This is a genomic window from Desulfolithobacter sp., assembly GCF_054025815.1.
Map to the genome: position 1 here is coordinate 113,161 of NZ_JBPMMS010000010.1, position 15,306 is coordinate 128,466.

The 15,306-nt window shown below is 56.7% G+C and carries 10 protein-coding genes and 1 pseudogene; 5 read left to right on the plus strand and 6 right to left on the minus strand.

Features of this window, described 5'->3' with window-relative positions:
- Window positions 1–47: 47 nt before the first annotated feature.
- The 6 genes and pseudogenes from ACXJJY_RS02160 to ACXJJY_RS02185 all read right to left on the minus strand — a co-directional run.
- Window positions 48–1,331, minus strand: coding sequence for an OmpA family protein (locus ACXJJY_RS02160; RefSeq protein ID WP_456385060.1), 1,284 nt, complete (start codon window positions 1,329–1,331; stop codon window positions 48–50).
- The gene (locus ACXJJY_RS02165) at window positions 1,328–2,206 is read right to left on the minus strand and encodes a Tll0287-like domain-containing protein (protein ID WP_456385061.1); all 879 of its coding nucleotides are present in this window, start codon (window positions 2,204–2,206) and stop codon (window positions 1,328–1,330) included. Before ACXJJY_RS02165 ends, ACXJJY_RS02160 begins: the two co-directional genes overlap by 4 nt.
- Window positions 2,203–3,285, minus strand: a complete 1,083-nt coding sequence (locus ACXJJY_RS02170; protein ID WP_456385062.1) for an ExeA family protein — start codon at window positions 3,283–3,285, stop codon at window positions 2,203–2,205. Before ACXJJY_RS02170 ends, ACXJJY_RS02165 begins: the two co-directional genes overlap by 4 nt.
- A gap of 248 nt (window positions 3,286–3,533) precedes the next feature.
- On the minus strand, window positions 3,534–4,202 hold the full coding sequence (locus ACXJJY_RS02175; RefSeq protein ID WP_456385063.1) for a pimeloyl-ACP methyl esterase BioG family protein: 669 nt from the start codon (window positions 4,200–4,202) through the stop codon (window positions 3,534–3,536).
- A complete protein-coding gene (locus ACXJJY_RS02180) occupies window positions 4,202–5,386 on the minus strand; it encodes an aminotransferase class I/II-fold pyridoxal phosphate-dependent enzyme (protein WP_456385064.1) in 1,185 nt (394 codons plus the stop codon). Before ACXJJY_RS02180 ends, ACXJJY_RS02175 begins: the two co-directional genes overlap by 1 nt.
- Before the next feature lie 15 nt (window positions 5,387–5,401).
- Window positions 5,402–5,695: pseudogene (locus tag ACXJJY_RS02185) on the minus strand (ArsC family (seleno)protein); the annotation flags it as partial.
- A gap of 402 nt (window positions 5,696–6,097) precedes the next feature.
- Here ACXJJY_RS02185 and ACXJJY_RS02190 point away from each other — a divergent pair.
- The 5 genes from ACXJJY_RS02190 to ACXJJY_RS02210 all read left to right on the plus strand — a co-directional run bounded on the left by ACXJJY_RS02190 (window position 6,098) and on the right by ACXJJY_RS02210 (window position 15,282).
- On the plus strand, window positions 6,098–6,736 hold the full coding sequence (locus tag ACXJJY_RS02190; RefSeq protein WP_456385065.1) for a metallophosphatase domain-containing protein: 639 nt from the start codon (window positions 6,098–6,100) through the stop codon (window positions 6,734–6,736).
- A gap of 278 nt (window positions 6,737–7,014) precedes the next feature.
- On the plus strand, window positions 7,015–7,461 hold the full coding sequence (locus tag ACXJJY_RS02195) for a PilZ domain-containing protein (RefSeq protein ID WP_456385066.1): 447 nt from the start codon (window positions 7,015–7,017) through the stop codon (window positions 7,459–7,461).
- Between the two features lie 101 nt (window positions 7,462–7,562).
- Window positions 7,563–8,798: a metallophosphoesterase family protein gene (locus tag ACXJJY_RS02200; protein ID WP_456385067.1), complete on the plus strand. Its 1,236-nt coding sequence runs from the start codon at window positions 7,563–7,565 to the stop codon at window positions 8,796–8,798.
- Window positions 8,795–12,286 carry an AAA family ATPase gene (locus tag ACXJJY_RS02205; protein ID WP_456385068.1) on the plus strand — a complete coding sequence of 1,164 codons (3,492 nt, stop codon included), beginning with the start codon at window positions 8,795–8,797 and terminating at the stop codon, window positions 12,284–12,286. Before ACXJJY_RS02200 ends, ACXJJY_RS02205 begins: the two co-directional genes overlap by 4 nt.
- Before the next feature lie 269 nt (window positions 12,287–12,555).
- On the plus strand, window positions 12,556–15,282 hold the full coding sequence (locus tag ACXJJY_RS02210) for a sigma 54-interacting transcriptional regulator (protein ID WP_456385069.1): 2,727 nt from the start codon (window positions 12,556–12,558) through the stop codon (window positions 15,280–15,282).
- Window positions 15,283–15,306: the final 24 nt, after the last annotated feature.

Here is a 15,306-nt window from a genome sequence, read left to right on the forward strand (position 1 = left end):
GATAATAATCGAACCGGAAAGATAAGGACAGGAGAAAGGTTGACGTGTTACTGCAGGCGCCGGATTTCCACCCGCCGGTTGAGTCGCCGGTTGACCGTACTGGTGTTGGGGACCAGGGGTCTTGTGGGTCCGTAATAGACTACCCGCAGCCGGGCCGGATGGATGCCGCAGTCGGCGACGAGGTAGTCCCGAACTGCGTTGACCCGGATCCGGGAAAGGTACATGTTGGTGTCAAAATCGCCCCGGTCATCGGTGTGTCCGGAGAGTTCGTAAACAGCGCCGGCCAGTCTGTCGTTCTTGAGTGCCGGACAGATAACCTGGTCGATTATTTTGCGGGCCTCATCGGTCAACTCTCCGGAGTTTCGTTCGAACTGGATGGGCATGCGCAGACTCGCGTTATCTGCGGTCAAGTCACTGTTTTCCTGGCTCGGATGCATCTCCATGAAGCCGACGATTTCCTCCTCGGTCAGGCTCCGGACCACGATCCGGTTCATTTTTTCCGGCTCTTTCCTTTCCGGTGTGTCCGGAGCGGTCTTCGGGGTCGGAGTCGTCGCCTTTGCCTGGTGGGGAGGCAGAGGTTTTTCCTTGTCCCCGCGCTGTATCCCGCTTCCGGTTGCAGCGGCCGGCGGGAGGTCTGCCAAAGCAGGGGGGGATTGTAGAGCTGGGACCTGATCATCAACGGCGACCTGGTCCGGATCCGTATAGGTGTCCTGCCCTGCCGGAGGGGGAGGCTCTTTTTCTTCCGGGGGCCGGATTTGCTCCCGGGGCAAACCGGTCGGAGTCCGGGAAACGGTTTTTTCTTCTCCGTTTGCCCCGGTCAGTGGTCCCGCACCCTCTTCAGATCCCCTGCCGACAGCAAGGGATGGCCGGGAACTCTTCTCTCTCTCCAGGGCCTCTTGTTGCGCCTGCTTCAGCGAGCGCCGGGCCCAGATGTTGGCCGGCTCGATGGACAGTCCCTTTTCCAGGGCCTGGATGGCATTATGCGGGTCACCAGCGGCCAGGTACATCTCGCCAAGACCGAACCAGGACCTGGCAAAATCAGGATCAAGCTCCACGGCCCGGTGGTAGAGTTCCCGCGCCTGGTCATACTTGCGCAGCCGTTCCAGGTTGTAGGCAAAGAAGTAGGTGATTTTGGGATCTTGAGGGCACTTTTTGATCGCCTCTTTGAGGATTTTGTGGCGCTTTATCAGCCCTTTTTCCTGCCGCAGGTCGGCCCGGATCTTGACGCAGTCGGCCAATACCGGCCGGGGAAGCGCGACCAGGGCCAGGAAAATCCCCGGTAACAGGACAGTGACCAGTCGACGGGAGACGGAGAGGTGCATGATCGTCATGAATGTATTTCCGGTTTTTTCAGCAGGTTTTGTCGCAGGTGCTCAAGGGACCGTGCCAGTACTCCGATCTCGTCGTTGCGTTCATAGTCCACCTTTTCATCGAGAAATTTGCCTGCACTGATTTCCTCGGCCCGCTCGCTGAGATACTGTACAGGCTCGATGATTCGGCGATCGATGAAGTAGCCGATGGCGAGCAGGACCCCGAAAAAGGCTCCCAGGCTGACCAGGAAAAGGATACCGGCCGATCGTTTTGCCTGCTGCAGGGCCTGGCTGATGGAGACGTAGACAAGATAGGCTGAAACCGTATCCCCCATCTTCCAGTGGTAGCCGGTTTCCGTGCCGTATATCTCGATCTGGTCCTTGGGCGCTGTGTTCGGGTCTCCATGGCAGCGCAGACATCCTTTGCTTTCCACCCGTACGGGCCTGGCCATATAATAGTATGTGGTGTTTCCTTTGGTGATCACCCCTTCAAGATGGGTGAGATCGCTGTTTCTGCGAAAGGTTTCGATGAGTCCCTGCTCCTGAGCGTCGGCAAGGTTTTCGTGATGGAGCGGGTCCAGGGTGGCCTGCTTGAACAGGATACCGCCCGCATTATCTTTGAACTCGTCCCACACCCCCCGGCTGATGACAAAACCGGACATCAGTTCCGGATAAAAACGGTTTTGTTCCACCAGCTCAAGGATGAGCGGCCGCTGCTGTTCCTTGAAGTACTTGCGCGAGGCCATGATATAGTTGAAAATCATTTTTCCTTTCTGCCGCGCCTCCTCTATGACGTTTTGTTCGATGAGCTTGTAGCTCGCAACGCCGATAAGGATGGTGGCAAGGATACTGAACACGCCCATCAGCGCGAGTAACCGGGAGCGTAGATTCATCATCGCCCTCCTGCTGGGGTGGATATGGCTGGTTGCCGGATAAACGGCAGGTTGAGAGAGAAATCCGCGGGCGAGAAAAAGAAAAAGAACATCGCGGCGGCCAGGACCAGGGCCAGGGCAAAGAAGATCAGAAACAGTCCTGGTCCACGGTCTTTTTTCCGGCGGCGGGAAGGGAGTTCAGGTCTGGACCCGGTATCATCGGTCTCTTCTTGCCGCAATGAAGCGGTGTCTTCCGGTTTACCACTGGCTTCACCGCTGCCCTGTTCTTCCGGGGTGTAGGGAGTAATCTTCAGCTCGGTGGCGCATTCGCGGATGATGTCCCTGTCGATTCTCTCTTTCTCATCGACAAAGCCGGTGAGCAGGGCCCGGTCGCAGATGATGTTGATGAGCCGCGGGGCGCCGCCGGAAAAGAGGTGGACCTCCTGCACCGCCCCGGCGGTGAATATGTCGCGTTCAGCGCCGGCTATTTTGAGCCGGTGGCTGATATAGCTTGAGGTCTCCTCTTCGCTGAGCCGGTTGAGGGAGTAGTTCACCGTGATCCGCTGGCGGATGGCCCGGTTTTCCGGCTTGAGGATGGTATCGTGGAATTCGTTCTGGCCGACAAAGAAGATGTTGAGCAGCTTGGAGTGTTCCTTTTCGATGTTGGAGAGCAACCGGATCTCTTCGAGCAGTTCGTGACGGAACCGCTGGGCCTCGTCGATGATCAGCAGGACCTGTTTTCTCTCCTCGTAGGCCTGCTCGAGAAAATTTCTGAAAAGTTCGAGGAATTCTCCCTTGTTTGCCGGGTGGTGCGGTAGCTGGAAGGCCGAACCGATGGTCTTGAAAAAATCAGCCAGACTGAGGTCGGGATCCGAGATCCGGGCAACGATCACTTCGTCATCAAGGCTGTTGACCAGAGCATTGATTAGGGTGGTCTTGCCGGTACCCACATCCCCGGTCAGGAGAAGAAACCCCTTATTCTCCAGGATGCCATAACGCAGGGTGGCAAAGGCCTCCCGGTGTTTTTCCCCCAGCCAGAGAAACCGCGAGTCAGTGGTGATCTCAAAGGGTTTTTTTCGTAACTGAAAATGTTTGAGATACATGGTCCTCCGGACGGGAAGCTGTGGCAGTCGGTTGATGACAGCTGCCGGTGGTTTTGCAGTGTAAAAAACGAATAATTAACTGATAACATATAGTTACCAGCTGGTCAACAGATACTCATTCTGCGGGGTACTTTCCCTGTTATCCAGGCGGAGGCAGGTGAATAAAACGTTGGCAGACAATTAATCCCGGGCGATTCCAACGACCACGACCGGGCTGACCAGACAAAGGACGGTCGCTCAGTGGCGGGTCATTTACCCAGAACTGCGGCCTTGAATCGAGGGTCATAAAAGGGGAAATGGGGCAGCTTGATGCTCGTTGCGGTTCCGCGCCTCCAGGCCCGGACCTGATTGCGGGGTGGAAAGATCCGGTCGCGGCTGGTAATGATATGCCTGGTATAGATGTCCGGTGCCGGGCCCAGGTTGTTTAAGGCCTGGTCAAACAGGATGATCTCCCTGTGCAGAGAGCTGCTGGTCCGCCCGGGTTTGGCAGCCAGGAAACGGTCGTACTGGGTCTGGTCGTCAAACATCTGACGGTGGAACTGTTCAGGGTAGGCCGGAGTGAAGTCGCGGATACTGGCCCTCCAGGCCCGGACCGGAATACCCCTGCGGTCGTCCACTGGAAAACAGGTCCCTCCCAGAGCAGTAGCGGTGAGCAGGGGGATGTCGGCCAGCAGGTGGCCGGCAACCCAGACCCCCATGGACCAGGCCAGCAGCTCGAGGTTACGGGAAAGAGTCGAGGGCCGACGAGTGGAAAATATCTCCAGGTCGGGGAGAACGAGGTCCTGGTAATCATAGAAGAGCAACACGTCTCTTAATCCCCAGTCCAGTTCCTGAAAAGGCTCGGGATCCATGGACCAGCCGGCGAAAAAGAGCAGGCAGCGGCTATGACCTTTTTGAACAAGCCAGTGGGTCTGCATCAGGCAAGCAGTGATTCGATCCGATCCGGGAGGGTGGCCAGTTCCACTTCGGTCATGGTGGCGCTCAGAGAGAGGCGAAGCCGCGAGGTACCTGGCGGCACGGTGGGCGGTCGTACACCATTGACCCAGAAACCGGCCTCGCGCAGTCGTCTGGCCACGGTAACGGTCCGGCCGGAGTCGCCGATCATCACCGGCACGATCTGACTGTTGCCGTCGGTGCGCAGGCCCCGTCGCAGGATCTCGTCCCGGAGCCAGGCCGAGATGGCCCGCAGTCGGTCCCTCTCTTCTTTCATCCCGGGGATGATGTGGCTCAAAAAGAGGAGCCAGTGCAGGTTGACCGGGGGCAGGCCGGTGGTGAATATCAGCGACCGGGCCAGGTTGATCAGGGCATCGGCGACAACACCCGAACAGACGACAAAGGCTCCCTGTCCCCCCCATGCCTTGCCAAAGGTTCCGACCAGCAGGTCGATACGGCCGCTGACGCTCTGCTCTTCGGCAAGGCCCAGGCCCTGCCGGCCAGCGACTCCCACCGCATGGGCCTCATCCACGTACAGGCAGAGATCGAACTCGTCCCGGATCCGGGCCAGCTCCCGCAGGTCGGCCAGGTCGCCGTCCATGGAAAAGATGGATTCCGTGACCAGAAACACCTGGTCGAACCGGTCCCGTTTCTGTTCAAGGATGGTCCGGAGTCGCTGGTAGTCAAGATGGGGGTAACGGATCACCTCGGCCCGCGAGAGGCGCATGCCGTCGATAAGACTGGCGTGGCAGAGCTTGTCGGCCAGGATCAGATCATTTCTGTTGGCCAGGGCCGGGAGAATACCGATGTTGATGTGGTAGCCGGAGTTGAAGATCAGTACTTTTTCGCTCCCGTACAGGGTGGCCATCCGGGTCTCAAGTTCACGGTACAGTGAACAGTTGCCGGTCATCAGCCTTGAGGCCCGGGCTCCGGGTGCAAAGCGTTCCAGCAGGTTCCGGTCATCGAGGCTGTCGTAGAACAGTCGGACCAGTCCGGGGTCGGCGGCCAGCCCCAGGTAGTCGTTGCCGGCCAGGTTGAGATAGTCCAGGCCATTCACCCGGATCCGGGTGAATGGCCCGGGAATGAGCTCCACCAGGTCGCGGCGCAGTCCTTCGGCCTCCAGCCTTTCCAGCCGGTTGGCCAAACGTTTGTGCAAAGAGGTCGTCATCAGGTTCGATTGCTGTCAGGCCTGGACATACTGCTCATACATCGCCTCGTTGAAACCGACCAGAACCAGGTCGCCGATCTTGAGCGTTGGCGCCCTCAGGTTGCCGGTCCGGCCAAGACAGAGACCCAGTATTTCTTCCCGGTTGTCCGCGGCCGGATCCAGAACCTGGAACTTTTTCCCCCGGCCAACCACGATTGCCCTGGCCCCGGACAGGATATCCCAGGCATCGTCTCCCTGGATTTTCTCTTTTCGAGCTTCCACAGTCTCTTTTATTTCTATGCCTTGCTCGTCAAACACAGCCTGTGCCCTGGTGCATGATTTTCAGCCCTTGCGCAGGTATGCCCAGTCAATGATCATGGTGTTTCCTCCTTCCGGTTTCACAGATAAAGTCCATAATCGTCTGTCCAGTGTAGCGCATCCGCCGCTGCCTTGCCAGCTTCATGTCCAGTGAAATTCCTTTATTTGGCGCGGCTCACTGTGGTATCATAGGTGATTTGCCCGTATCGTGTATGAGGGCTGCCTTCAATAAAATATAAAATGGTAATGGATTTTTAACTCTCATCTGATATTCCCCCTGTATCCTTGGGCGCGGATAAATCAGGCTTCGGCCACCGGCGGAGCGACTGAAGGATGGAAAGAGAAAAGATCTGATCCATCCGCCTGCCCTCCTGAGCCAGAACCCGTTTAAAGACCAGAAAAGAGACAGTGACCATGAAAATAACCGTCCTGAGTGACACCCATGCCCGCCATGACCAGGTCAGCATACCTCCCGGCGATATCCTGATTTTTGCCGGTGATATGAATAACTGCCGGGAAGAACGGGACGTGGCGGACTTCAACAGTTTTCTTTCAACCCTGCCCCACCGTTATAAGGTTGTTATCGGCGGCAATCATGACCATCAGCTTGCCGAAAATCCCAAGGCAGCCAAAATGCTCCTCTCCGAGGCCATTTATCTCCAGGATGAACTTGTGGTCATCGGAGGGCTTACTATCTACGGTGCGCCCTGGCAGCCTGTCTTCAACGACCAGGCCTGTGATGCCTTTGCGTTGCCCCGCGGCAGGGCGCTGGAGGAAAAATGGGCGATGATCCCCCCTGGCATTGATATCCTGGTCACCCATTCGCCGCCAGCCGGGATTCTGGATCAGGACGGCCCGGTCGCCCACGGCTGCTGTGATCTCACCGCCGCTGTCGATGTCATCAGGCCAAAGTACCACGTTTTTGGTCATATACACAATAATCACGGGGTGGTGAAAAGCAGTGCCACAAGCTACATCAACTGCAATGTCAGCGGCCCGGACGGCAAGCTAAGGCCAGCGCTGTCTTTTGACTGTTATCCGACAGGATCCTGAAACTAAAAAAAACAGAACCACCATCCGTGTTTCCTTGTTGTTTTCTCCCTGCAGGCAGCTCTCCTCCTGCAAGTGATTCCACTGTGCTCCCGGCTGGGCGAAAATTTTTATTATCGATCCTGTTGGGTGCACCGTCCGCCAGCTGTCTGGACCGGCTTTTTTAGTATCTGATTGATTTTTCGGTCAGAGACTGGTTATATATCGTGAATAAAATCCCGCTGATACAGAGAGAAAAATGACGGGGCAGGCAACGTGCGTACAGATGGGAGGGAGAAGAGATGATTGCACAGAAATTGGAGCAGGTCGAGCCGGGCCAGGACTCACGCAAACTTGACTCGGGCTTCGCCGAAAATCGACGGGCGGTCCGTATTCCCAGGCAGGTGGTGGAACAGGCCCTGCTTGCGGAAAAGGGATCGATCTATGTCCAGGTGGCCGGGGAGGAAAAAAACAGGTGGCAGGACGCGGTACTTCGGGATCTGCACCAGAATGGCATGTCCTTTGTCCTGCTTGATCACTCCCTGCGCGAAGGGGACCTGATCCACGTGGAATTGCGGCTGGGAGGGCTGGAGTTTGAATCTGACGCCCGGGTTCGCTGGACCCTGCGTCATCACGTGGGTATCGAGTTTCTCGATCCCCGGGCCCGGGATGCCTCCTTCCTGGCCGAGTTCTACGCCACCCGGCTGCTGAACCTTCTCCGGGAGGACCTGGAAGACTCTGACTCCTGACCGGCCCGGATCCCCAGGTTGTTTTTGCTCTGCTGTCCCTGACTGCTGAGTTTTGGAAAACAGCTCGCCGCATTTTCCGGTTCCCCCTTTTCCGAGAGTTGATGTTTACCTTTCTCCACTGTGCCGATATTCACCTGGACAGCCCGCTGCGCAACCTGACCCTGCGGGAACAGGATGGTTCCGTGATCCGCACCGCGGTCCGTCGCGCCTTCGATGACCTGGTTCAACTGGCCCTGGATCAGCAGGTGGCCTTTGTTCTGATCGGTGGTGACCTTTACGACGGGGCCTGGAAAGATTACCACACCGGACTCTATTTTATAAATCACATGCAGCGCCTCGGCCGGAGCGGAATCAGGGTTTTCCTGGTCTCCGGCAACCATGACGCCGCCAGCCGGATCACCACGGCTCTGCGTCTGCCTGACAATGTGGTCCTGTACGCCACTTCCCGGGCCGAGACCGTGGTTTTGGAGGAGACAGGGGTGGCGGTCCACGGTCGCGGCTACGGACGGCGCGCGGTTACGGACAACCTGGCCCTCTCCTATCCGGAACCGGTAGCGGGAATGTTCAACATCGGCCTGCTCCATACCGGGCTTTCCGGCCGTCCCGGCCACGAACCTTACGCGCCCTGCTCGGTGGAAGACCTGGTCAGCCGGGGCTATGATTACTGGGCCCTTGGCCATGTACATCAGCGCGAGGTGGTGCACCAGGATCCGTGGATCGTGTTTCCCGGTAATATCCAGGGACGCCACATTCGCGAGGACGGACCTCGGGGTGCCACCCTGGTGACCGTGGAAAACGGGAAAGTCACCGCTGTGGAGCACCACGACCTGGACCATGTGCGCTGGAGCAGGTGCCGGGTGGATCTTACCGCCTGCATCAGCCTGGACAAGGTTCTGGAACAGATAGAGGCCCGGCTGGCCGAGACCGTGGACCTGGCCGAAGGCAGGGCGGTGGCGGTCCGGGTTGATCTGCATGGCGAGACTCCCTGCCATCCGGAACTGCACCGGAACCGGGAGCATCTCTTCTCGGAAATACTTGCCCTGGCCATGGATCTGGGCGACGTGTGGCTGGAAAAAGTGCGACTTGAAACCAGTTTCCCGGCCCGGGATACTACTGTTACCGATCCAGGCCTGGTGGACCTGGACCGGTTGCTCAAGGACATTGAATCTCCCCTTGAACTGGCCCCGGAACTGGAAAAGTTCCTCTCCAGGCTGCCGGCGGAACTCGGAGGACGGGAATCCCTGCTCCCCGATGATCCAACCCAAAGCCATGAACTGCTCTGTACAGCCCGTGATCTTTTGCTGGGCCGTATTCTTGGTCACCTGGAGACCCGATGAGGATTCTTCGTCTCGATATCGCCGCTTTTGGTCCTTTCACCGGCCGGGTGCTCGATTTTTCTTCCGACCTGCCCGGCCTGCACCTGGTCTTTGGTCCCAACGAGGCCGGCAAGTCCAGCTCTCTCCGGGCCCTCAAGGCCTGGCTCTTCGGTTTTCCGGTCCGTACCGCCGACGCCTTTCTTCATCCATACAGTAAGCTGCTGGTGGGTGGCGAGATCGAGGAACAGGAAAAGCGCCTCAGTTTTTACCGCCGCAAGCGCAACAAGGGCGACCTGCTCGACCCGGAGGGCAATCCTCTGCCGGCCGGGGTCCTGGAGCCCTTTCTCCACTCCCTGGACCGGCAGTTCTTCGAGGCCCTGTATGGGATCGATCACGACCGGCTGGTCCAGGGCGGCCGGGAGATTCTGGAACAGCGAGGTGAACTGGGCGACATTCTCTTTGCCGCCTCCACGGGGATGGCTTCCCTGCATCGGCTCATGGCCAGCCTGGACGAGGAAAGCGGCGGTCTTTTCAAGCCCGGTGGACAGCTTCCGCTGATCAACAAGGCCGTTGCCCGTCACCGGGATCTGAAAAAGGAGATTCGCGACCTGTTCCTGGCCCCGGAACGCTATCTGGAAGCGGATCGGGAACTGCAGGAAGTGACCGGACGCTACCGTGAGCTGGATGCGTCCAGGCGGAAGCTGGACCAGAAGATTCGTTTCCTGGAGCGTATTCACCGGGCCTTTTCCCTGATCAGTCGCCGCCGGTTCCTGCGCAGACAACTGGCCGAACTGGGGGAGGTGCCGATCCTGGGGCAGGATTTTTCCGTCCGTCGGCTCAAGGTTCAGGAACAGCTGCGTGACCTGCACCTACAGGAGGCCGGCAGTCGGGCCAGAATGGCGGAGCTGAAGAAAAAACTTGGCTCCCGGGCTGCCGATCAGGCCCTTTTGGAGCAGGAGTCCCGGATCGAGTTCTTCTACCAGCAGGTGAGCAAGTACCGCAAGGCCCAGAGTGACCTGCCACGGATAGAGGGGCTGCGGGCCACACGCCGGCGTGAGGCGAGACTGGCTCTGAAGATGGCTGCCCCGAACCTGGAGCTGGACCAGGCTGATCGGCTTGGCGAACTGTGGCGCAACCGGGAACGGGTGCGTCGTCTGGTCACCCGCTTCGAGACCCTGGAGCAGATCCGGCAGGACGGCGGACGCCGCCGCCGGAACATCCTCCGAAGGCTCAAATTGTTGCAGGAACAGTCCCCGGCTCCGCCCGATCCGCATACTATGGAAAGCCTGTTGTTGACCTTGGACGCGGCCCGCCGCCTGGGTGATATCGATACTGCTGTCAGGACACTTGAGCAGGAAATAGTTGACCTGACCGCTCATTGTGAACGTGAGCTGGCCCGTCAGCAGCTGTGGGAGGGAACGACCGCGGAGTTGGCCCGGATCCGGCTTCCTGGCGAGGAAAGTGTGAGCCGTTTTGCAGAGCAGTTTCGGGATCTGGAGCTTCGTCTGTCCGGCCAGGATCAGGCCATCACCGAAACCAGGGAACGGCTGGAACAACTGCGCCGGGACCGGCGTGAACTTGAATTGGCCGGGGCCGTGCCCACGGAAGAGGAACTGGCCACCATTCGCCGCAACAGGGATCAGGCCTGGCGGCTTATCCGCCAGGCCTTGTTCCAGGGGGAGGGAAGTGGAGAGGCTCTTTCCCGGTGGGCCCCGGTCGATCCGGCCGACCGCTACGAACAGCTCGTTCTCCAGGCCGATACCCTGGCCGACCGGTTGCGTCTGGAAGCAAAGCGGGTTCACAAGTTCGCGGCCCTGGGCGCGGATGAACAGCTCCACGCCGCCCAGTTGGCTATTCTGGAGGAGGAGAGGGAAAAACTTGCCAGGGAACGGGAACTCCTGTCCCGTTCCTGGACCGAACTCTGGCAGCCACTATGTATATCCCCGCTCGCACCGCGCGAGATGCAGGCCTGGCTGCGGCACATGGAGAACCTGCGAACCGAGGCCGCTGCCCTGGAGGAGAAGCAGGGTCGGCTCGGAGACTTGACCGGTCAGCGGCGGAAACACCGGGCCGCGCTATTGTCGCTGCTGGGCAGGAAAACAGGGCCGTCCGGCCCGGAGCTGGCTCCGGTGGTCGACCTGGTCGTCGCACACCTGGCTGACCTGGAAAAGCGTCAGGCGTTGGCCAGGGATCATGCCCGCGAGCTGGCCCGCCAGCAGCAATTTCTCGAAGAGGTGGACCGGGAGCTTGCGGAAACGGCCTGCCAGCAGGAAGAGTGGCAGGCACAGTGGCGGACAGCGGTGAGCCTGCCGGAAGATGTAGCGCCTCTGGACCCTGGCAGCGCTCCGGGGATTCTCGAGGCTGTGGAGAAGCTCTTCCATCTCCTTGAACAGATGGAAGAGGATACGAGCCGGATCAGGGGCATCAACCGGGACGCCGAAATATTTGTCCGGGAGGTTCGCGAGCTTGCAGCACAGCTTGCCCCGGACCTCGGCAAGGACCGGCCTGATGACTGCGCCGACCATCTCTACCGGCTCCTTGGTCAGGCCCGGGAAATCGCAACCAGGCAACGTACCTGGGAGGAGCAGGTAGAGGTCCTGGAACAGGAACTGGGAGATCTTGAAACCGAGATTGCTTTCTGGGAGGAGGAACTGGCCAGGCTCCTTGCCGAGGCTGGTTGCAGGTCGGAACAGGACCTGGTCGAGGTCGAGCGCAGGGCCGTGGAGCATGCCAGGCTCCGGGAGGCTATCCAGGACCTGGAAACAGATCTCCGTCCCCTGGCCGGTGATATGTCCCTGGACAGTTTTGAAAAACTGGTGGCCGCCGAAGACAGCGATACCCTGCCCGAACGCATCAGGGAGATGCGGCGGGAAATCAAAGAGGATCTGGAACCGGAACTCAGGCAGCTGGCCGAACGGAGGGGCGAACTGAAGCGGGAACTGGCCCAGATGGACGGTACCAGCCAGGCCGCGTTGCGGGCATCCGAGCTTGAGGAAAACCTGGCCCTCCTGCGCGAGTATGCCGAGCGTTATATTCGCCTCCGGCTGGCCGCCGGCCTTCTGCGGCGCGGTATCGACCGATTCCGGGAAGAAAACCGAGATCCGCTCCTGGAGGCCGCCTCGGCCATGTTCGCCCGGATTACCCTGAATTCCTTTACCGGTCTGGCCACCGACATCAACGACCAGGGTAACCCGGTCCTGGTCGGCCTGCGGGCTGGCAACCAGCGCCTCGGGGTCGAAGGTATGTCCACCGGCACCCGCGATCAGCTCTATCTCTGTCTCCGCCTGGCCTCGCTCCTCAAGCGGGCGCGGGACGGCCAGTCCATGCCCTTTATCGCCGACGATATCCTCATCAACTTCGACGATGACCGCTCTCGCGCCACCCTGAACCTCCTGGCCGAGGTGGGCAGAAAGAACCAGATCATTCTTTTCACTCACCACCAGCGGATGATCGAGCTGGCGGACCAGCTCGATCATCCTGTCCATATTCACTCCCTTGACCAGGGATAGCCTCCCGTGGGCCGCTCAGCAGGTGGGGCATGTTGCTGCCTGACCTTTGAACAAAGAAAGTATCCTGCCTGTTTTCTGTTGACCGTCACAGACAGGACTTGGGCTTTTTGTGGCTTCTGGCAATCAGGGTGTTGGCAACGGTTCCTGATTGGTGTAGAGGAACCATACGTTCGTGAGCGGTTCAAGGGCTTCAGCCCCCAGCAGATGTGCCCTGTGACCGTTTTCAATTCAGATATTCCTGAATTCGTGAGCGCTCGAGAACGGGTCGGATGCGCGAAGGCAACGATGTTGATTTTATTGAGCAAGGAATTTTCTTCCTTTTGAGAAAAAACATGATTTCACAACAGGCTTCAGCAGGTATGGAAGTTGATGAAAGTATTATCAGCAGGCTGCAGTGCTCGTTACTTTTCCATGATGTCGATAAGTCAGAATTGATTTTCTGTGCATCGTATGCTCGGGTGCAAAATTTTTCCCAGGGCCAGTATGTGTACAGGCAAGGTGGTCCCAGTGATGTTTTTTATATCGTTGCCACCGGGGAAGTGGAGCTCGTTGTAACACGGTTTGATGGAGTGAATAGCGTTGTCGGGCGCATTGACGCAGGAGGTCATTTCGGAGAAACCGGCATTCTGAGCTCAAAGCCACGTTCTGTCGGGGCACGAGCGCTTTGTGATCTTGTTGTTATCTGTTTTGACAAAGATTTTTTCAAGACAACTATTCTCTCCAACCAGAAGGTCCACAAGCGCCTTGATGCTCTTCTGGCAGAGCGTTTAAGAGTCGCATTTCATGACTATGCCGATCCGGCTGGTGTGCAACAGGCGGACAGTGAGGAATTACAGGCGGATGATATAATTCTCTTTAAGGAGAAATCCTTTTCTGTGGACCGGCTGTCCGGGTTCATCAAAAACAAAAACGATATTATTCGGCCCTCCAGATCGGCTCGGAAAATCCAGGCAGCACTGGACAGGTTTGTTGCGGAGAGTGATCCGTATATGATCACTGGAGAAGCGGGCACCGGTAAGTCAATCATAGCCCGGCAAATCCACTCTCAGGCTGATTGGACAGATGGTCCGTATCAGGAAATCGACCTGAGAAATTATGAATCGGAATGGCTTGAAAGAATACTTTTCGGTACAGAGCAGGGTGTTTATCCCTTTGCCCGGATGCGACAGACAGGTGCCCTCCGGGTCTCCGGCGGGACACTGGTTTTCACAAATGTTCATCTCATGGGTGAAAAGTTGCAGAGGCGCCTGCTCCAGGCAATAGAAAGTAAGATCTTCACCCCGATAGACAGTGATCGCCAATTGGTTGTAAGGTCTCGAATTGTTTTTATTTCCACCTTTTCACTTTATCAACTTGAAAAATCGAAAAAACTTTTGCCGGAATTGCTCGATTTCTTTGAGAAGCACTCTTTCCATGTGCCCCCTTTGCGCAAGCATAAAAAAGATATTCCACTGCTTATTTCTTACTATCTCGATCGTTACAGCAGAGAATATGAAAAAACACTTTCCAGAGTGTCTTCAGAAACTCTCGGCATCCTGATGCATTATGACTGGCCTGGTAATCTGCCGGAATTGGCCAGTGTGATGCGTCGAGCGGTGATGCTTGCCCAGAATGATGAAATACTCCCGGAGGAAATCCTTCTCGGCTTGCCAAAGAGTGAAGGAAAATGGGAATACAACATCTTACGGATCCCCTGGATAAGAAAATTTCTCAGAAGTTCGATTTTTCCACTTGGCCCACGGATAGTTGTTGGATTCTTCTTGCTGGTCACGATTTCAGCTCTCTTTTTCGGGCCACAAAATGGTGTTTCAAATGCGGGAATAACAATGGGTTGGTATATTGGCTGGCCTCTGATGTTTTTCTCTTTTTTCTTTCTGGCCCGAACCTGGTGCAGTGTCTGTACGCTTGCCGTTCCGGGAAGAATACTTCAGAACCTGGTTAAACCACAAAAGAAGACGCCATCCTATATAAAGAATAATTCCGGTTGGATAATGGCCATTTTATGTATCCTTGTCTTCTGGGTAGAAATAGTCTGGGATGCGTATAACACTCCCCGACTCACCGGAAGCATTATCCTTGCCGTAACAACAGGGTCAATCATTTTCAGTATCCTGTACTCAAGGAGATCCTGGTGCCGTTATCTCTGCCCGCTGGGTGCGGTGAATGCGATTTTTTCCATGCCTTCGATTCTCGAGTTACGTTCAAATCGGCATGTCTGCCTGAATCGTTGCCAGGAGCATGCCTGCTTCGTGGGAGGCGCCACAGGTCTGGGATGTCCCATGTTCAGGCATCCGTACCTGGTTGATAATAATCGCGACTGTATCATGTGTGCAAACTGCATAAAAAACTGTAACAACAGCTCGATACAGTTAAATATCAGGCTGGCCCCGAATGAATTATGGACACTGAAAAATCCGAGAAAGGCGGACAGTTTTCTTATAGTTTCCATGGGAGCTATATTTTTTCCTTTCGCTCTGCAGGAAAAATTTTCGCACCTGGTTGATCTGCTGGTGGCTGATCTGGCGGAAATTGGGATGATGATTCCGGACTTTCTGGCTGGAAGTTTGATTTTTTTTATACTTATCCTCGTTTTCCAGCTTGGTTACTATCTGATGGTTACGTCTCAGTGTCGCTATGTCAAAACAGAAAGAGAGACCCTTCTCCCACTTTTGGGTTATGGGTTCATTCCCCTGGTCCTTGGCGGGTATATGGCGGTTCATCTGGAATCTTTTATAAGCGGTGCGGGACGTATCATTCCTAATATTCAAGAATGGCTGGGCATGCAATACTCATACGAAAACATTCGATTGATAAGCTCAGACAGTACTTATGTCTTGAAAGCGCTGACTGTTACAGGTGGATTGCTTGCCTCGCTGTATGCCACGTACAGGTTGACAGAGCGTACTATTGCCGGGAATGTTCACAGTATTAAACCCCTGATGATCCCTTTCAGTTTTCTTTTCATCCTGGCAGTACTTTTTCTTTTCATGGTGTAACAGTATTGCTTCAGATGGTCGGTG

What these genes read in the sequence shown, in the direction of transcription:
- ACXJJY_RS02160 (WP_456385060.1), bottom strand. Translation starts at nt 1,331, where the DNA reads ATGACGATCATGCACCTCTCCGTCTCCCGTCGACTGGTCACTGTCCTG.
- ACXJJY_RS02165 (WP_456385061.1), bottom strand. Translation starts at nt 2,206, where the DNA reads ATGATGAATCTACGCTCCCGGTTACTCGCGCTGATGGGCGTGTTCAGT.
- ACXJJY_RS02170 (WP_456385062.1), bottom strand. Translation starts at nt 3,285, where the DNA reads ATGTATCTCAAACATTTTCAGTTACGAAAAAAACCCTTTGAGATCACC.
- ACXJJY_RS02175 (WP_456385063.1), bottom strand. Translation starts at nt 4,202, where the DNA reads ATGCAGACCCACTGGCTTGTTCAAAAAGGTCATAGCCGCTGCCTGCTC.
- ACXJJY_RS02180 (WP_456385064.1), bottom strand. Translation starts at nt 5,386, where the DNA reads ATGACGACCTCTTTGCACAAACGTTTGGCCAACCGGCTGGAAAGGCTG.
- ACXJJY_RS02190 (WP_456385065.1), top strand. Translation starts at nt 6,098, where the DNA reads ATGAAAATAACCGTCCTGAGTGACACCCATGCCCGCCATGACCAGGTC.
- ACXJJY_RS02195 (WP_456385066.1), top strand. Translation starts at nt 7,015, where the DNA reads ATGATTGCACAGAAATTGGAGCAGGTCGAGCCGGGCCAGGACTCACGC.
- ACXJJY_RS02200 (WP_456385067.1), top strand. Translation starts at nt 7,563, where the DNA reads ATGTTTACCTTTCTCCACTGTGCCGATATTCACCTGGACAGCCCGCTG.
- ACXJJY_RS02205 (WP_456385068.1), top strand. Translation starts at nt 8,795, where the DNA reads ATGAGGATTCTTCGTCTCGATATCGCCGCTTTTGGTCCTTTCACCGGC.
- ACXJJY_RS02210 (WP_456385069.1), top strand. Translation starts at nt 12,556, where the DNA reads ATGCGCGAAGGCAACGATGTTGATTTTATTGAGCAAGGAATTTTCTTC.